Raw genomic sequence first — 18,788 nt, 5'->3', positions numbered from 1 at the left:
GACCGCACGCTTCCGGCAGTGCCGAAAGGGTCACTGGACAAACACAGCTCTACTTTAGTGCAAACCTGCCCTGGAACCAACTCGACCGGCTCAGACCTGTGCCGGGGTTGACAAATCGGCCTTGCGTGCCTGGTCGATCAGGTCGTCCAGGTCAGAAGACCTGAGCGCGCCGGCCTGCTTGAAGATGATCTGCCCCTGCTTGGTGATCATCAGCGTGGGCACCGCCTGGATGTCGGCGGCCGCGGCCAGATCCTGGTTCTGGTCGATGTCCACCTTGCCGAAGACGATGTCGGTGTTGGCCTGCGAAGCCTTCTCGAAGATGGGGCCGAAGGCCTTGCAGGGTCCGCACCAGGTGGCCCAGAAGTCAATCAGCACCAGGTCGTTGTCCTTGATGGTCTGCTCGAAGTTGTCCGAGGTAATAGTCGTGGTGGCCATGATAACGCTCCTTGAAGTAGTTTGACTGTCGCGCGGGAAGCTCCCGTGCTTAGCAACCGCTTTCAATCCTCAGCATTCCATCACGGCTGGAGAAAGCGCCCGAATATGCTCTGGGTGGAGATGTCCGACGGGGTCCTGCGGGCGGTCAAGCCTGGTACGGATAATGGAACCATGCCAGTGCTGAACGACGAGATTCCCGATGATGACGACTTCGATGCCGATCGCGACCGTGGCGCCTTCTCCCACATCACCCCAGAGGACTTCGACCGAGGCTTTTCGGGTTCGAATCCCCCCGGATGGCTGGACCGTGACGCCATCGACCGTGCCCGGCGTTGCCTGCCCATGCCCTATGTAGAGGTAGTGCCGGTTCGCGTGGATGAGATGAGCGCCGTCACTCAGGTGGGCACCCTTCTGCGCGTGGATGATCAGGGCAACATCGAGCGCACCCTGATCACCGGACGGATCCTCTACCATGAGACCATCAGGGAGGCTCTGGCCAGAAACATCGCCAAGGATCTGGGTCAGTTGGCCCTGCCTGTGCTGCCTGCCAGCCCCCAGCCCTTCACCGTGGCTGAGTTCTTCCCCACGCCAGGGGTCTCGGAGTATTACGATCCGCGCCAGCATGCCATCGCTCTGTGCTATCTGGTGCCGGTGGCCGGGGACTGCAAGCCCCAGGATGAGACCCTGGATGTGGAATGGATCGATCCCAAGGGCGACATGCTGGAGTCCTTCATAAGCCAGATGCCCGGTGGGCACGGCAAGGTGCTGATGAGCGCCCTGACCTGGGCCGGTGCGCTGTGAACCGTGAATCCTTGGAGGCGAGCATGACCATTGCCAATACCGTATATCGCCATGGGGAGGGATTGCCGCTGGTACTGGTCCATGCTTTTCCCGTGGACCACCGCATGTGGGATCGCTGTGCGGCCTCGCTGATCGCCCAAGCGGATCGTGCGGGGATGGCCCCCTTCCCCGTCTATGCTCCGGATATGCCCGGGGCAGGCGATTGCCCCCTGCCTGGGCCAGCGTCCTGTGGTCCGGCAGACTCTGATGGCGCCCTGCCTGGCGCCCTGGATGCCATGGCTCAGGCCTTTGTGGACATGATCGCCGCCACGGGGGCGCAGAAGGCCATCTGGGTCGGGCTTTCCATGGGAGGCTACCTGGTCGAGGCCGTGGCCAGGCTTTATCCGCAGACGGTGGCCGGGCTGGCCCTGTGCGACACCACCATGAAGGCTGACCGCCCGTCCTCCCGAGCCAACCGGCTGCAGATCGCCAGAACCTGCGAGGTGGAGGGGACGCTGGATCCGGTCATGCACTTCGCCAGGCCCCAGGAGGACGATTCCACAGTCAAGCGTTCGCCCGCCTTCGTGCAGACCATGACCGAATGGATACAGTCCCAGGACCCCCGGGGCATCGCCTGGCGGGAACGGATGGCTGCAGGCCGCCCGGATCAGAGCGACCTGGCCGGCAGCATCAGAGTGCCTGCGGCCCTGGTCAGCGGCCGCTGCGATCCCTCCAGCCCTCCACACGCCATGGAGCCTCTGGCTCAGGCCATGCGCCAGGCTGGAACCGACGTGACTTTCACCGCCATCGACGACTGCGGCCACTTCAGCGCCGTCGAGCATCCCGATCAGGTGGCCGCTGCCCTGCTGGACCTGGTTCATCGCGTAGGGAGGCAAGCATGAGCGATCCTGAAACGGTCTTCTCCCCGCTGGCCCTTACCGGGCCCCTGCCCTTCCTGCCCCTGGCTCAGGGGGACGTGGACTATGACACGGCATCGCGGCAACAGCCCGGGCTGCTTGACCATCTGCTGGAGCAGGAAGGCACTGGGGTCATCCTGGTGCGGGGCGAGAAGGTGGCCGTGCCCAGGGGCAAGGGGGCCTTGGCCTCTCGCACCGGGGCCAGCATCCGTCTGGCTACCCTGCCTGCCGCATACTTGCGGGGTCCTCTGGCAGGCTCGACGGGCCAGTCTGAGCCTCCCTGCTACTACCTGGGGACGGCCGACAACCAGGCCTGGCTGGCCCTGGATCTGAATCTTGCCTGCGCTGGTCGGGCTGTCCAGGACCCTCTTCGTGACCTGGCTCAGGCCGCGGACCAGCGCTTCGATTGGCTCGCCCTGCGCGAGTACGCTCCTCATGGCCGTCCGCGGCAGGTGGGCCTGGCAACCTGCGCGGTCGCCCTGTCCGTGTGGCATGGACGCCAGGCCTTCTGCCCCCGTTGCGGCGCTCCGGTCCATCCTTGCCAGGCCGGATGGGCTCAGATTTGCCAGGGGAGTGCATCAGGAGACAGGCATACGCTCTTTCCCCGCATCGAGCCCGCAGTGATCATGGCCGTGGTGGATAGCCGCGATCGGCTTCTGCTCCAGCACAATCGGCAGTGGGCTCCCGATTTTCGTTCAGTCACTGCTGGATTCGTCGAGGCTGGGGAGAATCTGGAGCATGCAGTCCGGCGGGAGACCCTGGAGGAGGTGGGCCTGAACCTGGGGGAGATGCGGTACCTGGGCTCCCAGCCCTGGCCCTTCCCATCCTCCCTGATGGTGGCCTTCAGAGCCAGATCCCTGAATACGGACATCCGGGTGGATGGCCAGGAGACCGATGACGCCAACTGGTTCACGCGCGAGGAACTCGGCGCTGCTCTGGCCTCGGGCCGGTTGCGCATACCCCAGACGGCCAGCGTGGCCAGGTACATGATTGAGCAATGGTATGGCAGCGAGCTCTGACCCATTTGGGAAGTCCCGTGCTTTCGGACCTGGTCCTGTCGTAAGATATTACAGGGAACTGTAAGCAGCGAAAGGTGTGCTATGGCCATGGAGGGGCAAGAAGAGCCTCGTATCTCGGACGTCGACCAGGCCGAAACTGTGACTATGCCGCCGGCGACCGGCGAGGGGCCCGACCCTGTGGACCTGTCCGCTGATAAGCAGGCGAATCGGGCACTGGGCGCAGGTCCCGCCCACGAGGCCTCGTCGGGCCGTCATCGGGGGCGTACCATCCTGGCCCTGCTGCTTCTGGCTGTGCTGATTCTGGTAGGGTGCTGGTTCGGCGCCCGTGCCTTCTTCCGTGATCGGGTGGCACCCGGCGTCACCTTGGGCGGAAAGATGATGATGGGCCGGACCAGCGACCAGGTCCGTCAGATCGTCGATCAACAGGTGCGTGACTCCCAGGTGGAGCTCAAAGGCGAAGGGGCCTCCGCCCGGGCCGGGCTAAAGGACTTGGGTGTGAGCGTGGATCAGGATGCCACGGTCACACGGGTCATGACTGCCAAGGGCTCTGCAGGCCTCTCCCGGCTCAACCCCTTCCATAGCGAAGCTGTACCCTTGGTGGCCGAGCGGGACCAACTGGCCATGAATAAGTATCTGACCGAGCACTTCATCGACCGCCAGGACCGTTCCGTGCCCTCTACCATCGTCTTTGATTCCGGCGCCCACGCTTTCAGGGCCCAGGAGGGGCGTGGCGGCAAGGGGCCCGAGCTGGGCCGTGTGCAAAATGCTGTCTCCTCCCTGATAGACAAGCCCGGCAGGCGGCTGGCCGTAGGGTTGGTCTACAAGGACGTGGGCATGCCCATCAGCCTGGATACGGCCAATCAGGTGGCTTCTCAAGCCAATCAACGGCTGGCCAAGGACCTGGTCATCAAGGGGACCGATGACGATGTCATGACTGTTCCGGCCGCCACCGTGGCCACCTGGGTCAAGCCGGTGACAGACCTCGGCAAGGGGACCATGGAGCTGGGCTTCGATCGGCAGGCCATCCAGCAGTATCTGGACCAGGAGCTGGCCAGGCATCTGGATCGGAATATGGTCACCGCCGTCAACGTCAAGAACACCAAGGGTGAAGTGGTAGCCGAGACCACCAAGGGTGTGGACGGGGTCCGGGTTTCGGATGTACCCGCCACAGCTGATCTGGTCGTCAAAGCCCTGGTTCAGGGTGACGCGAACCCGGTTCAGGCGCGTGCCGAGGTCACCCCGCATAAGGAGCAGACACGTGTGGCCCGATACGATGTGCCTGACGGCGACACCTGGATCCGGGTCAACCTGAGCGATCAGACCGCCACCGCCTACCATGGCACCACCGAGGTCAAGACCTTCCCCATCTGCTCGGGCAGGCCCTACGACGGGGACTGGTCAGATACCGGCACCTTCTTCATCAACGTGCGCTACACAGTCCAGACCATGCGCGGCCCCGGCTACGTCTCGCCCAATGTCAGATGGGTCTCCTACTACAACGGCAGCGAGGGCTTCCATACGGCCGACTGGAACTACGGGGGCATCGCCAAGGGCGACCCCACCCACTACGGATCCCACGGCTGCATCAATATGTACGAGCAGGATGCCAAGTGGATCTACGACAACGCCCCGGCCGGGACCATGGTCAAGGTGGAGGGGCAGGTTCCGCCGGGTCCGGCCCGGTAGATGCACCTGTCGCGGCAGACGGTCGAGTAGGCTGGAACCATGAGCGATGAACACAGTGATGGAACCTCCCGTTTGGACGTGCCCGACCACCTGCGGTATTCCCAGGATCACGTCTGGATCGACCCCAGTCAGTCTCCTGCGCCTATGGGCGTGACCGAATATGCGGCTGACCAGTTGGGAGACCTGGTATTTTTGGATCTGCCCGAGACCGGCACCCACGTCGATGCTGGCGACGAGGTCATCGAGCTTGAGTCCTCCAAGGCGGTGGAGCCGGTGGTTTGCCCAGTGGCGGGCACCATCGCCTACGTCAACAGGGCGGCCTCGGACGATCCTGAGGTCATCAATTCAGACCCATATGGGGAGGGCTGGATAGCCAAGATCGACCTGGAGGATGACGAGCCCGATCTGATGAGCGCCGAGGAGTACGGTCAGCTGCTGAAGAGCCTGAACTGACGGTTCGGATATGACCAGGCGATCCGGCCGTGACGGAGGGCCCCTGCGGGTCCGATCGGTCAGCACCACCTTCGATTCAGCCGCGCCCGGGGAGGGCATCCAGAGCAGACCTGCTCCGGTGCGTCTGCTGAGGCATCTGGTAACGGGCGCCTTCGACCTCTGGGTGGGCCTGTCCATCAATTTGACAGGCCGCATGGGCTGGTCGGCCGACGTCCAACCCTATGTGGGTTATGGCACTGAGTCATACTCCCGGCTGATCTGTCGCACTATTCTGACCGACGGCCGCAGACGCGAGGATCCGGCCATCCGAGGCATTCGCGGTCTGCTGACCGTACCCGCGCCCCGGACCAGGGTCAGGTTGGCCATCGACAGCACCGCCATCGGGAGGGTCCAGGTGGGCGATTCCTCGGTCTACGATGCCGTCGATCCCAGCCGCAGCCTGAGCGCGGATGCGGTCTTCTCCGACCGATCGGGCTACCTTGATCTGGTGGCCGAGCATCGGCTGACCCCAGGCGTGCACCGGGTCTCCTACCAGGTGCGGGGCCGCAGGCCTGTGGACGCGCCGCTGTACATCGTGCCAGGCCAAACGCCGGTTGGCGTCATATCCGACGTGGACGACACCATCATGATCAGCCAGGTGCCCAATCATTGGAAGGCTGCTTGGAACCTGCTCCTGTCAAATCCGCACCGCAGGTCCTCGGTGCCGGGCATGGCCGTGCTCTACAACCGCATCCGCGACCTGGATCCCCGGATGCCCTTTTTCTACCTGTCGGCCTCGCCCTGGAATGTGGAGGGGTCCATACGCGGCTTCATTCGCGACCACGGCTTTCCGGCCGGCCCCCTGCTGCTGCGGGATCTGGATCCCAGGCCCAAGACCTTCGTGCCCTCCATCGTGCAGCACAAGATGGAGTTCATCCACCAGCTCATGGCCGACTTCCCTCGGATGCGCTTCGTGCTCATGGGCGATGACGGGCAGAGCGACCCCGCCACCTTCGCCCAGGTGGTGCGCCAATATCCGGACCGGGTCCTGGCCATCGGCATCCGCCAGCTGAGCCCCCAGGAGACCGGGTTGGGATCCTTGTTCAAGCGCACTGCCACCCAGCCGATGCCGGTGACGCAGGTGCCGGTCTTCTACGGGACCACGGGCGCCAACCTGATGCGAACCCTGCTGCCCTATCTGCGTCGTCGCGCCAGAATATAATCGCCCCATGAGTTTTTCGGCCGTCAATCCCGCGCCTCCTCATGCACAACGCCGTCCCGCTGATCGGTGCTTCCATGGGGATCACTTCGAAGATCCCTATGAGTGGATGCGCAACCGGGAGGATCCTGCCACCCAGGCCTATGTGCGCGACCAGAACAGCTACTGCCAGGAACGGCTGGCTGGCCAGAAGGGCCTGCGGGCTACCTTGCTCAAGGAGTTCACCGACCGGGTGCAGCAGACCGACATGTCTGTGCCAACCCGGATGCACGGCTACTGGTACTTCTCACGGACGCTCAAGGGCCAGGAGTACGGGGTGCAGTGCCGTCTGCCGGTGCGCGGCCAGAATGACTGGGATCCTCCAACGGTTCAGGCTTCATCGGCGCCCGGGTCCATGCCGGGCGAGGAGGTCATCTTCGACGCCAACGCCGAGGCGGAGGGCTACGACTTTTTCTCCCTGGGTTGCCTGGATCTGAGCGCCGACGGTCGATGGATGCTCTACGGACTGGACGCCAGGGGCAACGAACGCTACGACCTGCGCATCCGGGATCTTTCCCAAGGCCGAGACCTGCCTGATCGGATCGACCAGGTCTCCTCCGGGGCAGTGCTGACCCCCGACGGCCGATGGGTCTTCTACGCCGGCCTGGACAAGGCCTGGCGTCCGGACACGGTCTGGCGGCATAAGGTGGGCACTTCGGCCGACCAGGATGTCCTGGTCTACCAGGAGGGCGACGAGCGTTTCTGGGTGGGGCTGGGCCTCAGCTATGACGAATCCGCCATGCTGATTGCCACCGGGTCCAAGACCACCAGCGAGGTGCTCATGCTGGACCTGAAGGATCCGCAGGGCGAGTTTGTGCCCTTGATCCCCCGCAAGGAGGGGGTCGAGTACGACATCAGCCTGGCCAGATTCGAAGATGCCGGTCCGGCAGGGGAGGACCTGCCGGTGGCTGTGGTCTACCACAATGTAAACAACCCCAACTTCGAGGTGGATCTGATCGATCTGCGCAGCCACCGTCCGCCGTTTCGCCTGGGAGAAGGGGTGCGGCTGGCCCAGGGCAGCCCCTATGGCTGCGAGCGCTCCGGAGGCCTGGCCTCCCTGCCGCCCGAAAAGCCCTACCATGACCCGGGCAATCCCGCCATTCTTCAAGGCGCTCGCGGGCTGGGAATCGAGGGGCTGGGCATCCACCGCAGCTTTGTGGTTCTGACCTACCGGGCCGACAGCCTGCCTCATATGGCTGTCATCGCCAAGGATCAGGCACTTGAAGATCTGCGGGCTGGTCGGCCCTGGCGCTTCCATGAGGTCCTGCCCGGCCTGGCCAGGGACGGCATTGACCGTCTCTACAGCATCGGCCCCACGGACAACCCCTCCTACCAGGCCCCCGGGCTGCGCTACATCCGGGGCAGCTATGGGACCCCCGCCGAGCTGCGCGAGCTGGACCCGGTCCGGGGCGTGGACCGGTTGCTCAAGCGGGCCCGGGTGCTGGGCGACTTCCGGCCCGAGCGCTACGCCGAGCGTCGGGTTCTGGTACGTGTCAGGGATGGGGCTTTGGTGCCGGTGTCTCTGGTCTGGCGTCGGGGCATGCATCCGGAGCTGGATGCCTGCGGGAGGACCGGGCCTGATGACACGATTATCCAGGCTCCCGGAAACCCTGAACGTCGCCCTTGGCCGGACCGTGATCCGGACAGGTCTGCACCCATGTTCATCACCGGGTATGGAGCCTACGAGATCAGCCAGGATCCGGGCTTCTCCACCGGTAGGCTCAGCCTGCTGGACCGAGGCGTGCTCTACGCTGTTCCCCATGTGCGCGGCGGCGGGGAGATGGGCCGCGCCTGGTACGAGCAGGGCCGCCGGCTGCACAAGGTCAACACCTTCCTGGACTTCATCGACGTGACTGCCGCCCTGCAGGCCCAGGGTTGGGCGGATCCACGTCATACGGTGGCCAACGGCGGGTCGGCCGGCGGGCTGTTGATGGGGGCCGTGGCCAACATGGCCCCTCAGCTCTATGCCGGCATCGAGGCGGATGTGCCCTTCGTGGATGCGTTGACCAGCATCCTGGACCCGGACCTGCCGCTGACCGTGACCGAATGGGACGAGTGGGGAGACCCCCTGCATGATCAGCAGGTCTACCGGTATATGCGCTCCTACTCGCCCTACGAGAACGTGCCTGACGCTGATAGCAGGCGCCGGCTCTTCGGCAGCGACCACTTCCCTGCCATCCTGGTGACCACATCCATGAACGACACCCGGGTGCTCTACGTGGAGCCGCTCAAGTGGGTGGCCAGGCTGCAGGAGCCGCAGGTGGAGGCCGATGCGCTGATCAGGATCGAGGTCCAGGCAGGCCACGGAGGCATCAGCGGACGTTACCGGCAGTGGGAGGAGCTGGCCTTCGAGAACGCCTGGTGTCTGTCCATCATGGTCCCTCAAAGCTGCTGAACCTGGCCTGTCCGGGATTCGGTCGGGGTCGGGAAAGGGCCCTGGCAGGCTCGTTATGCTCGGGGTATGACAAATAGCAAGCAGAAAACATATCACATTGCGGTCATTGCCGGTGACGGCATCGGCAAGGAGATCGTTCCCCAGGCTCAGGCTGTGCTGGAGAAGGTGACCCGAGGCAAGGCTGATATCCGCTATGAGGACTTCGACCTGGGCGCTGAGCGCTACCTGCGTGATGGAGCCGTTCTGCCCGACGAGGATCTGGACCGGCTCAAGCAGCAGGATGCCATCCTCCTAGGGGCCATCGGCGACCCCCGGATCAAGGCCGGCATTCTGGAGCGGGGACTGCTGCTCAAAATGCGTTTCGAGCTGGACCAGTATGTCAACCTTCGTCCATCCAAGCTCTACAAGGGCGTGGTGTCGCCCCTGGCCAATCCGGGTGACATCGACTTCGTGGTCGTGCGGGAGGGCACCGAGGGGCTTTATGCCGGGGCCGGCGGCTCCATTCGCCGTGGCACCCCCCAGGAGGTGGCCACCGAGGTCTCCATCAACACGGCCTACGGGGCGGAACGGGTCATCCGCTACGCCTTCCAGCTGGCCATGAAGCGTCGCCGTCGCTTGACCTTGGTCCATAAGAAGAACGTGCTGACCAACGCGGGAGACATGTGGCAGCGACTGGTCGACCAGGTGGGCCAGGAGTATCCCGATGTGGAGCGCGAGTATCTGCACATCGACGCCTCCACCATATTCCTGGTGACCGAGCCCAGCCGCTTCGATGTGATCGTGACCGACAACCTCTTCGGCGACATCCTCACGGACGAAGCGGGGGCTGTGGTGGGAGGCGTAGGCTACTCGGCCTCCGGCTGCATCAACGCCTCGGGCACCTACCCATCCATGTTCGAGCCCATCCACGGGTCCGCCCCCGACATCGCCGGCAAGGGGATCGCCAACCCCACGGCGGCCATCCTCTCGGCCGGGATGCTCCTGGATCATCTGGGCTTCGAGGATGAGGCGGCCAGCATCGAACGGGCCGTGGAGGACGACATCGAACGCTCCGGCTCCACCCAGCGGAGCACGGAGCAGATCGGCAGGGATATCCTAAGCCGTCTGTGATCGGGCCGGATGGCGGCTAGACTGGAGGGCATGACTATGGATGATGCCCCCCAGCCGGACGACCGGCAGTCCAGCGATATGCCGACAGGGAATCCCGGTTTCGGTCCCTCCCCGTTCCCGCAGGTTCCGCCCGAGCATCAGGAACCTGCCGGGGGAGACACCGATGCCAGAGCAGCCCAGCCGGGCCAGTCAGGTCCAGATGCAGCCGACGGGCAGCAGCAGGCTTCGGGCTATCCAGCTGGCCATGATGTCGGCGGGGGGAACCAGAGCCCCTATCAGACCGGGCAGTTTCCCGCCAGTCAGTATCCCCATGATGGGTATCCGACAGGGCAGAGGGGCAATGCCGGATACCCGTTTGCCCCTCAGGAGGGCGAACAATATCCTGGGGCGTATCAGGCAGAGCCCTATCGGCCCAGTCAGTATCCGACGGCCGGGTATCCAGCTGGTCAGCAGTATCCGACCGGTCAGCAGTATCCTGCTGGGCAGTATTCCGGTGGCCAGTATCCTCCAAGTCCCTATCAACCGGGACCGGGCTATCCCGGCCAGTACCCGTCTGGCCAGTACCCACCGAGTGGGTACCCGGGCAATCGATACCCAACAGGACAGTATCCAGGCAATCAGTATCCTGGCGGGCAGTATCCGCCGCAGGCTCCTATGCCTTGGCCCTACCCGGGCATGCCCCAGGGCGGGTATCCCGGGGCTATGCCCAGCGGCAGGAGTCCCTATCCAATATCACCCACTCCGCACAGCAAGCTGGCTGCCGGACTGCTCAGCATCTTTCTGGGCTGCTTCGGCGTGGGCAACTTCTACCTGGGCAGAACCGGCCGGGGTGTGGCTCAGCTCATGCTCACCCTGATCGGCTTCCTCTTCTTCTTCATCGGGCCGACCATCGCCATGATTTGGGGGCTGATCGAAGGCATCCTGATTCTGACATCCTCATCCGGCTCCTTCTGGCATCGTGACGCTCGCGGGTGGGAGTTGACGGATTGAATCCGGCCCTTCTGCGCGGCGTCGGCAAGCAGATGGGCGGTAAGCTTGCGGCCGTAACCCTGACCTTGGGCCAGGGGCCAGACTCCCGTCCAGTCATTGCTTCCTGCAGGATTGACGGCGACTTCTTTACGGAGCCGGCCCCGGCAGCCTCCCGTGAATACGAGGAGGATCGCAGTCCGGTATCCCGGCTGGAATCCGCAATTTGCGGCATCCCGCTGCCCTTGGATCCTGGTCTGGCTCTGAAGAGGCTGGACAAGGTCATGGCAGAGGGGGATGGTCAACGGGTAGTCGGCGTGTCCCCATGGACCCTGGTGACCGCACTGGAGCGCGCCCTGCCGGCTGGGCTGGTCATCCACAGGCACGAAGAGCACGACCAGGCGTCTTTTCAACAGCCGCAGCCGGACGAGGTCGAATGCCGCCGCCGTTGGTCTGGCCTGAGGCTGAATCTGATCAGGGACCGCCCACGGGAGCCGGTCATGCAGATGGCCATGGATCAGGCTCTCAATGATGCCGTAGCCCAGGGCCAGCTGCTGCCCACCCTGCGCATTTGGGATTGGTCGGCGCCGGCGGTGATCCTGGGGCGCTTCCAGTCCCTGAGCCAGGAGGTCCACGCGGAGCGGGCGCGCAGTCTGGGCTTCACCCTGGTTCGCCGATGCACCGGCGGTGGCACCATGGTCATTCAGCCCGACCGGGCCATCACCTATTCGCTCTATCTGCCCCTGGACTTCGTCAAGGGGACCGATCTGATCGACTCCTACCGGATCTGCGACTACTGGCTGGTTCGCGGTCTGCGCATGCAGGGGATTCAGGCCGGATGGCAGGGCATGAATGACATCGCCTCCCCGCGGGGCAAGATGGGGGGCGCCGCCCAGCGCAGGCTGCCAGCAGGCTCCCGCGGACCGGGCGGACTGCTCCACCACACCACCCTTTCCTATTCAGTGGATGCCGATCTGATGGCCCAGGTGCTCAAGGTGGATCCGGCGAAATTCCACGACAAGGCCGTGACCTCGGTCAGAAGCCGGGTGGATCCCATCGACAGGCAGACCAGGCTGTCCCGCCGATCCCTGATCGATGCCCTTCTGGAAACCCTGCCCTCCCTGGTGTCGGATCTACGCATATCGAGTCCTGCGCCCGAGGTCGAGCAACGGGCCCGCACTCTGGCCCAGCAGCGCTACGGCCGTGGGGAGTGGACCGCCCAGATCGCCTGACCGGCAAGGGGGTTGATGTGTATGGGTATAATCGTGCTCAGTCGCGTCGAACCCGGCGCGAGGTCATCAACCATGCGTGAGTCGGTGCAGACCCGCCAGACATGGCGAAAAGGAGTGCAGAGTATGGCGGTTCACAAGCCCAACGAGATTCCCGATGACGGGAACGCCCTCAGGCAGACCGCCCTATTCAAACAGGTGCCCAGGCAGGACGCCGACCAGCTTTTGGACACCATGCACGAGTCCACTTATGCCAAGGGGTCCACGGTCTTCCGACAGGGGGACACCGACCATCGGATGTATCTGCTGGAGGAGGGCAGGGTCAAGCTGGTCCGCCAGTCGCCCGACCGCCGCATCCAGCTGCTCAGCATCCATGGGCGCGGGGAGATCCTGGGCGAGATTCCCGTCTTTGACCCCTCCGGCGGGCCGCGCACCGCCTCGGCTGTGGTCATGGTCAACAAGACCAAGGTGGCTGCCCTGGATCACGATGCCCTCTTCGATTGGCTCAACCAGCATCCCAAGGTGGCTGTGGACATGCTTCAGGTGCTGGCCCACCGCCTGCGGACCGACAACGAGCGCATCTCCGACCTGGTCTTCCTGGACGTGCCGGCCCGTCTGGCCAAGACCCTGCTGGATCTGGCCACACGCTTCGGCGAGCCCTTCGAGCAGGGGCTGATGGTCCCCTACGATCTGACCCAGGAGGAGCTGGCCCAGCTGGTCGGAGCCTCACGGGAGACCGTCAACAAGGCCCTGATGGACTTCTCCAACCGGGGATGGATCTCTCGCAAGGGCCGCACCATCATCATTTTCCAGCCCGGACCTTTGATTCGACGCTCACGCATGTGAACGCCGCTGCCAGGTAGAGCCAACGGCCTAGGATGGAGACCATGCCCGAACAAAAGAAATCCATGTCGGTCAGGCGCTTCTTCACGCTGCTGCTGGCTTACCTCATCTTCTGCGTCGCAGGTGGCGTGGTCGTCTCTGGTTTCCTGTTCCCCGCAGTCTTCGGCATCAACGCCGTCTCCAGGAATCTGATGCCCGCCCTGAAGACGGAGAACATCGACTTCAACGTCAACGATCTGCCCCAGCAGTCCCGCCTCTACGCCTCCGACGGGCATACCGTCATCGCCACCTTCTATGCGCAAAACCGGATCGTGGTGCCCATCAAGAACGTCTCCGACTACATGCAGAAGGCCGTGGTGGCCCGTGAGGACCGTCGTTTCTTCGAGCATGCAGGCGTGGATACCCAGGGCGTGCTCAGGGCCTTCATCCAGACCTACATCAAGCAGGGCGACACCCAGGGCGGTTCCTCCCTGACCCAGCAGTACGTCAAGAACGTGCTCATGAACCAGGCCGAGGAAAACAACGACCCCATCGCCGAGTACCACGCCCAGGAGGAGACCATAGCCCGCAAGATGCGGGAGATGCTGATCGCGGTGCAGATGGAGAAGAAGTACTCTAAGGCCGAGATTCTTCAAGGGTACTTGAACATCGCCCAGTTCGGCACCAACGTCTACGGGGTTGAGTCGGCAGCCAGGCGCTACTTCAGCAAGTCGGCCAAGGATCTGGATCCGGGCGAGTCGGCCACCATCGCCGCCGTGACCAAGAATCCCGCACGTTTCGATCCCACCGTCAATATCAAGGCCGCTCAGGAGCAGCGGAACATCGTCCTGGATCTGATGAGGCAGGAGAACTACATCAGCCAGCGCCAGTATGAGGAGAACAAGGCCAAGCCGCTGGATCAGATGCTGCATGTGCAGTCTGCGGACGCCGGCTGCCAGGCGGCCGGGGACGCGGCCTTCTTCTGTGACTACGTGACCAAGCAGATCCTCAACTCCAAGGAGTTCGGCAAGAGCCAAGAGGATCGCAACAAACTCCTCAAGGAGGGCGGCCTGGACATCTACACCACCATGGACGTCAACGCCAACGCCGCAGCCATGAAGGCGGCCCGGGACACCATCCCCGTGGATGATCCGTCCGGCTTCGAAGTCACCATGGCGGCCATTCGCCCTGGCACCGGCGAGGTCTTGGGCTTCGGCATCAACCGCATTTACGACGCCACCCAGAACTCCGGCGGCGGCACCCGCACGGCCATCAACTATGCAGTGGACCAGCAGGACGGCGGCGGCTGGGGCTTCCCCGTGGGCTCCACCTGGAAACCCATCAATCTGGTGGCCTGGATGAAGGCCGGCAAGTCCATCAATCAGCCCCTGCGCACCTCGACCAGCTATCCGCAGGCCGCCTTCGCCTGCAAGACGGCTGACGGTACCCCCTATGGATTCGGCACTGGCAGCTGGCATGTTGAGAACTCGGGCGGCGGCACCACTTCGCCGGAGAGCCCCCTGCAGGGCCTGATCCGCTCGCACAACACCACCCAGGCCTCCATGGCCCAGCAGATCGGCCTGTGCACGATAGCGGATACAGCCAAGGACATGGGCTACCACAATTCGCCCAAGGACCAGATGGACATCCACTCAGACAACAGCTTCCAGCCGCCTATGACCATCGGATCGGTCCAGGCCTCCCCGCTGACCATGGCCAACGTCTACGCCACCATTGCGGCCAAGGGCGTGGCCTGCAGCCCTATAGCCATGACCAAGGTGATCGATAAGAACAAACGGTCCATCAAGGTGCCCAAGGCCAACTGCCATCAGGCCATCGACCCGGGCATCGCCGAGACCACCGCCTATGCCCTCAACCAGGGCGTGGTCCAGCCCGGAGGCGAGGCGGCCGTGACCCAGCTGGACGGGGGCCGCAAGACCTTCGCCAAGACGGGCACCCATGAGGACAAGTACATGCTGACCGGCGGATTCGTGCCCCAGGTGGCGTCCTTCGTCACTGTGGGCAATGCCGAGGGCCAGGTCTCCTTCAATGGCAAGGTCATCAACGGACGGTCCATGGGGACCTGGTACGGCATGTACATCGCCACCCCGGCATGGAAGGAGTTCATGAACACCTACCTGGCCGCTGCCAACATTCAACCGGACAACTCCTACGGCAATCCCGATGCACGCTTCACTGGCGGGGTCCAGCCTCAGCAGCCGGCTCCGATGCAGCAGCGTCAGATGACCCGTGGCGTAGAAGCGCAGGAGCCGGAGATCGGGGAGTTGACCTCGGAAGAGGCTCAAACAGTGCCCGCGGCCGACTAGTACCTGGCTGGATGACTGCTTGTCGGGTCCCGGCTGGGATCCGAGCGAGGCTGTGCCTACAATGGAGACCATCAGGGATTCGTCGACGGGCGGGACCACGAGGGGTACGGCCGTCCGCCGGGAGAGGCAGGAACAGATGGTCCAGGAATATTCAGAGCTGGATGACAAGGCCCCTCGGGCCGACGGCCGGGTTAACGAGGATCAGGCCATGCCGGGGCCGGTGAGCGGCTCTGGCAGGTTGGATGTGTCCAAACCGATCTGGTCCTTTGAGCCGGATGCCGCCGACGGCAAGAAGAAGACTGGCAAGGCTGCCAAGGGGATCAAATCGTCCAAAAAGGACAAGAAGGCCAAGAAGGCGAAAAGAGTCAAAAAGGCCAGGAATCCAAAATCGGGAAGAAGACGGGAGAAGGCCCTGCCTGCACTCTTCCAGCCCATGGAACTGCGCGACCAGCACATCCGCAATAGGATCTGGATGCCGCCCATGGACACTTATTCGTCCCTGCGGCATGACGGGGTTCCTACCAACTTCCACTATCAGCACTATGTGTCCAGGGCCCTGGGCGGCTTCGGAGTCGTCATCGGGGAGGCCACGGCCGTAAATCCCCAGGGGCGGATCTCTCCCTGCGACGTGGGGCTGTGGGATGACGAGCAGACCAGGGCCTGGCAGGGCATCGTCCGGGATGTCAAGGCCGCTGGAGCCGTCCCCATCGTCCAGCTCAACCATTCGGGGCGCAAGGGCTCCTCCGGGTGCTCCTCCATGGGCTATATCAACGCCACCGTGCCCGTGGCCGAAGGAGGCTGGCAACCCGTGGGCCCCAGCCCCATCGCCTTCGGGAGGATGGCGGTTCCGGTCCAGCTCTCACGGGCGCAGATAGCCTCCATTGTGGCCGACTTCCGTTCCGCTGCCGTGCGAGCCGTTCAAGCCGGCTTCCTGGGCGTGGAGCTGCATGCCGCCCATGGCTACCTGCTCTCCCAATTCCTGGATCCCCTGATCAACCGCCGCAGCGACGAGTACGGGGGTGACCTGTCCGGCAGAATGCGCCTGCTGATCCAGGTGACCGATGCCGTGCGCGAGGTCATTCCCTCGGGCATGCCCCTGTTGGTGCGCATGTCCGCCACCGACTGGGCCACTGGGGGTTGGGGTCTGGACGAGACCATCCGCACTGCCAAGGTGCTCAAGCTGCACGGGGTGGACCTGATTGACGTTTCCACCGGGGGGCTGGTGCCAGGCGTGAAGATCCCGGCTGCTCCCAACTACCAGGTGCCCTTCTCCTACCAGGTGCGCAGCCAGGTGCTGATTCCCACCACAGCGGTGGGGCTGATCACCAAGCCCAGGCAGGCTGACCGGATCGTACGCAAGGGTCTGGCCGATGCGGTCGAGATCGGTCGAGCCAGCCTGCGCGACCCCTACTGGCCGCTCAGGGCCGCCTACAAACTGGGGCTGTCCGCTCAGCAGGCCCCCTACCCTGAGCCTTACCGGCGCGGGGCCTACGGCATCGCACGCTGAGAGCGGCCATGGACGCTGTTCGTGGCGGAGCAGGGACCATTGTGGTCATGCCCACCTATCAGGAGGCCGACAATATCGGGGTGATCCTTCCGCAGCTCTTGGCCTGCTGTCCCGAGGTCGATGTCCTGGTCGTCGACGACAACTCGCCGGACGGCACCGGCGCCAAGGCCGAGGATATGGCCAAGCGCAACCCTCGCGTGCACGTCATCCATCGGCATGACCGCCGCGGGTTGGGCCCAGCCTACGTGCAGGGTTTCCGCTGGTCTTTGGGGCATGGCTATGACCTGATCTGCGAGATGGACATGGATGGCTCCCATCGGCCCCAGGATCTGGCCAGGATGCTGGCGGTGGCCCGAGGTAAGGCGCATCCGGGTCTGGTCATCGGCTCGCGCCGGGTGCGCGGAGGCCGCACTCAACATTGGCCCTGGTATCGGGACCTGATCTCGCGTGTGGGATCCTGTTATGCTCGCACCGCCCTGGGGTCCTCCGTGCGGGACATGACCGCCGGCCTGCGGGTCTATCGAGCGGACGTGCTGAGGCGGATCGATCTGGGAAGGGTTCGCTCCAGCGGCTACGTCTTTCAGGTGGATATGCTGCGTCGAGTCCAGGCCATGGGCCTGAGCGTCGTAGAAGTACCTATTGTCTTCGTGGAGCGGGTCCGTGGCAGTTCGAAGATGGATGCCGGGATCGTTCTGGAGGCCATGGTTCAGGTGACCCTGTGGGGACTTGAACGGTTGACCCATCGAAACTGACATTGAATCACAGTCGTGTTCGCTTTCTTAAGCGACCCTGCAGACCCTTGTTGGCGTCTTGAAGACGGATTTCGCCTTGGTTGACAGATTTCTGCAATAGCCGCGGCAGGCCTCTGGCATATGGAAGAATGGTCCAGGCATCGAAGAAATGTCGATTTTTTGCCCCTGCTTTTGGACGGCGACCGCAGTCCAATGGTCGGCTTGCCAATTTGGGCGAATGTGTGCGATAATGTTCGAATGATATCGTCACAACGCCAACACCTGATATTGAACCGGTTGCGTACTCGTGGCGCAGTCCGTATCACCGCCCTCTCCAAGGAGCTGGGCGTTTCCGCCATGACCATCCGTCGGGACATTGCCGATCTTGCAGACAAGGGCCTGCTCAAGAGGGTCCACGGAGGGGCCGTCACCACCAGCTCGCTTCTGGCTGAGCCGCTCTTCTCGGTCAAGTCGCAGATGGACATGGGCCTCAAGGACACCATCGCCCGTCACGCCATCGACTATGTCTCCCCGGGTGACGTCATCGCCATCGGCGGCGGAACCACGGCCTATGTCTTCGCCCAGCACCTCCTGGAGAGCCGTCAGTGTGCCGGCGTGACCCTGCTGACCAATTCCATCCCCGTGGCCGAACTGGTGCAGGCCATGGAGAGCAAGGACGTCGAGGTCATCGTCACCGGCGGCGTCATCACCCGATCCAACTCCCTGGTAGGCCCCATCGCGGATAAGGTCATCGCCTCCCTGCGGGTCAACACGGTCTTTCTGGGGACCCACTCGGTCTCCATACCCCGCGGCTTCCTGATGCCCAACTCCCTGGAGGCGGCCACCGATATGGCGCTCATGGACATCGCCGACCGGACCATCATCCTGACCGATCACACCAAGTGGAGCTGCACCTCCCTGTCCCTGTTCGCCTCCTTCGACCAGGTGGACACCGTCATCACCGACGACCAGCTGGACCAGGAGTCGGCCGAAGCCACCCGGTCACTGGTCAAACGGCTGGTGCTGGTGCCGGTCAACCCCGAGGAAGGCCAGTCTCAGGACGGAGCCTCCGACGGGTCTGGGGACCAGGTTCAATGAGCGGTAGGTCGCACAGGGGTGTGCGGGTTGCCATAGCTGGTTGCCATGGATTGTCAATCATCACGGACGATGAAGG

At 63.8% G+C, this 18,788-nt stretch carries 16 protein-coding genes; 15 read left to right on the top strand and 1 reads right to left on the bottom strand.

Translation table 11 applies throughout. The features are described from left to right. Positions 1-90 precede the first annotated feature (90 nt). Positions 91-435: a thioredoxin gene (trxA, locus tag QRX41_RS03670; protein WP_045923993.1), complete on the bottom strand. Its 345-nt coding sequence runs from the start codon at positions 433-435 to the stop codon at positions 91-93. A gap of 171 nt (positions 436-606) precedes the next feature. Here trxA and QRX41_RS03665 point away from each other — a divergent pair, with 171 nt between their 5' ends. From QRX41_RS03665 to QRX41_RS03595, 15 genes are all read left to right on the top strand, one after another. Beyond that, on the top strand, positions 607-1,236 hold the full coding sequence (locus QRX41_RS03665; RefSeq protein ID WP_198201100.1) for an NUDIX hydrolase family protein: 630 nt from the start codon (positions 607-609) through the stop codon (positions 1,234-1,236). A gap of 23 nt (positions 1,237-1,259) precedes the next feature. Then, a complete protein-coding gene (locus tag QRX41_RS03660; protein ID WP_313838788.1) occupies positions 1,260-2,117 on the top strand; it encodes an alpha/beta fold hydrolase in 858 nt (285 codons plus the stop codon). After that, positions 2,114-3,151: an NAD(+) diphosphatase gene (nudC, locus tag QRX41_RS03655; protein ID WP_313838783.1), complete on the top strand. Its 1,038-nt coding sequence runs from the start codon at positions 2,114-2,116 to the stop codon at positions 3,149-3,151. Before QRX41_RS03660 ends, nudC begins: the two co-directional genes overlap by 4 nt. Before the next feature lie 81 nt (positions 3,152-3,232). Further along, positions 3,233-4,837 carry a L,D-transpeptidase family protein gene (locus tag QRX41_RS03650; RefSeq protein WP_313838781.1) on the top strand — a complete coding sequence of 535 codons (1,605 nt, stop codon included), beginning with the start codon at positions 3,233-3,235 and terminating at the stop codon, positions 4,835-4,837. 39 nt (positions 4,838-4,876) lie between these two features. Continuing rightward, positions 4,877-5,290, top strand: a complete 414-nt coding sequence (gene gcvH / locus QRX41_RS03645) for a glycine cleavage system protein GcvH (protein WP_024627451.1) — start codon at positions 4,877-4,879, stop codon at positions 5,288-5,290. 10 nt (positions 5,291-5,300) lie between these two features. Next, positions 5,301-6,491 carry an App1 family protein gene (locus QRX41_RS03640; RefSeq protein WP_313838779.1) on the top strand — a complete coding sequence of 397 codons (1,191 nt, stop codon included), beginning with the start codon at positions 5,301-5,303 and terminating at the stop codon, positions 6,489-6,491. Positions 6,492-6,498: 7 nt separating this feature from the next. Then, positions 6,499-8,922 (top strand): S9 family peptidase, encoded by a 2,424-nt coding sequence (locus QRX41_RS03635; protein ID WP_313838777.1) that lies wholly within the window; start codon positions 6,499-6,501, stop codon positions 8,920-8,922. A gap of 66 nt (positions 8,923-8,988) precedes the next feature. After that, entirely contained in the window at positions 8,989-10,032 is a 1,044-nt protein-coding gene (locus tag QRX41_RS03630; protein ID WP_045923997.1) for a 3-isopropylmalate dehydrogenase, read from the top strand. Positions 10,033-10,062: 30 nt separating this feature from the next. Further along, positions 10,063-11,022 carry a TM2 domain-containing protein gene (locus QRX41_RS03625; RefSeq protein WP_313838775.1) on the top strand — a complete coding sequence of 320 codons (960 nt, stop codon included), beginning with the start codon at positions 10,063-10,065 and terminating at the stop codon, positions 11,020-11,022. A gap of 32 nt (positions 11,023-11,054) precedes the next feature. After that, positions 11,055-12,230: a lipoate--protein ligase family protein gene (locus QRX41_RS03620; protein WP_313838773.1), complete on the top strand. Its 1,176-nt coding sequence runs from the start codon at positions 11,055-11,057 to the stop codon at positions 12,228-12,230. A gap of 123 nt (positions 12,231-12,353) precedes the next feature. Further along, positions 12,354-13,073 carry a Crp/Fnr family transcriptional regulator gene (locus QRX41_RS03615; RefSeq protein ID WP_024627458.1) on the top strand — a complete coding sequence of 240 codons (720 nt, stop codon included), beginning with the start codon at positions 12,354-12,356 and terminating at the stop codon, positions 13,071-13,073. A 41-nt stretch (positions 13,074-13,114) separates the two neighbouring features. After that, a complete protein-coding gene (locus tag QRX41_RS03610; protein WP_313838772.1) occupies positions 13,115-15,376 on the top strand; it encodes a transglycosylase domain-containing protein in 2,262 nt (753 codons plus the stop codon). 136 nt (positions 15,377-15,512) lie between these two features. After that, the gene (locus QRX41_RS03605; protein ID WP_313839041.1) at positions 15,513-16,883 is read left to right on the top strand and encodes an NADH:flavin oxidoreductase/NADH oxidase; all 1,371 of its coding nucleotides are present in this window, start codon (positions 15,513-15,515) and stop codon (positions 16,881-16,883) included. Positions 16,884-16,891: 8 nt separating this feature from the next. Further along, complete coding sequence (locus QRX41_RS03600) at positions 16,892-17,635, top strand: polyprenol monophosphomannose synthase (protein ID WP_313838771.1); 744 nt, start codon at positions 16,892-16,894, stop codon at positions 17,633-17,635. 219 nt (positions 17,636-17,854) lie between these two features. Further along, the gene (locus tag QRX41_RS03595) at positions 17,855-18,712 is read left to right on the top strand and encodes a DeoR/GlpR family DNA-binding transcription regulator (protein WP_306221788.1); all 858 of its coding nucleotides are present in this window, start codon (positions 17,855-17,857) and stop codon (positions 18,710-18,712) included. The last annotated feature ends 76 nt before the right edge of the window (positions 18,713-18,788 follow it).

The organism is Bifidobacterium kimbladii (assembly GCF_032193675.1).
In the GTDB taxonomy this organism is placed as follows: Bacteria; Actinomycetota; Actinomycetes; order Actinomycetales; family Bifidobacteriaceae; genus Bombiscardovia; species Bombiscardovia kimbladii.
This window is presented reverse-complemented; position numbering and strand designations above follow the sequence as displayed.

What these genes read in the sequence shown, in the direction of transcription:
- trxA (WP_045923993.1), bottom strand. Translation starts at nt 435, where the DNA reads ATGGCCACCACGACTATTACCTCGGACAACTTCGAGCAGACCATCAAG.
- QRX41_RS03665 (WP_198201100.1), top strand. Translation starts at nt 607, where the DNA reads ATGCCAGTGCTGAACGACGAGATTCCCGATGATGACGACTTCGATGCC.
- QRX41_RS03660 (WP_313838788.1), top strand. Translation starts at nt 1,260, where the DNA reads ATGACCATTGCCAATACCGTATATCGCCATGGGGAGGGATTGCCGCTG.
- nudC (WP_313838783.1), top strand. Translation starts at nt 2,114, where the DNA reads ATGAGCGATCCTGAAACGGTCTTCTCCCCGCTGGCCCTTACCGGGCCC.
- QRX41_RS03650 (WP_313838781.1), top strand. Translation starts at nt 3,233, where the DNA reads ATGGCCATGGAGGGGCAAGAAGAGCCTCGTATCTCGGACGTCGACCAG.
- gcvH (WP_024627451.1), top strand. Translation starts at nt 4,877, where the DNA reads ATGAGCGATGAACACAGTGATGGAACCTCCCGTTTGGACGTGCCCGAC.
- QRX41_RS03640 (WP_313838779.1), top strand. Translation starts at nt 5,301, where the DNA reads ATGACCAGGCGATCCGGCCGTGACGGAGGGCCCCTGCGGGTCCGATCG.
- QRX41_RS03635 (WP_313838777.1), top strand. Translation starts at nt 6,499, where the DNA reads ATGAGTTTTTCGGCCGTCAATCCCGCGCCTCCTCATGCACAACGCCGT.
- QRX41_RS03630 (WP_045923997.1), top strand. Translation starts at nt 8,989, where the DNA reads ATGACAAATAGCAAGCAGAAAACATATCACATTGCGGTCATTGCCGGT.
- QRX41_RS03625 (WP_313838775.1), top strand. Translation starts at nt 10,063, where the DNA reads ATGACTATGGATGATGCCCCCCAGCCGGACGACCGGCAGTCCAGCGAT.
- QRX41_RS03620 (WP_313838773.1), top strand. Translation starts at nt 11,055, where the DNA reads ATGGGCGGTAAGCTTGCGGCCGTAACCCTGACCTTGGGCCAGGGGCCA.
- QRX41_RS03615 (WP_024627458.1), top strand. Translation starts at nt 12,354, where the DNA reads ATGGCGGTTCACAAGCCCAACGAGATTCCCGATGACGGGAACGCCCTC.
- QRX41_RS03610 (WP_313838772.1), top strand. Translation starts at nt 13,115, where the DNA reads ATGCCCGAACAAAAGAAATCCATGTCGGTCAGGCGCTTCTTCACGCTG.
- QRX41_RS03605 (WP_313839041.1), top strand. Translation starts at nt 15,513, where the DNA reads ATGGTCCAGGAATATTCAGAGCTGGATGACAAGGCCCCTCGGGCCGAC.
- QRX41_RS03600 (WP_313838771.1), top strand. Translation starts at nt 16,892, where the DNA reads ATGGACGCTGTTCGTGGCGGAGCAGGGACCATTGTGGTCATGCCCACC.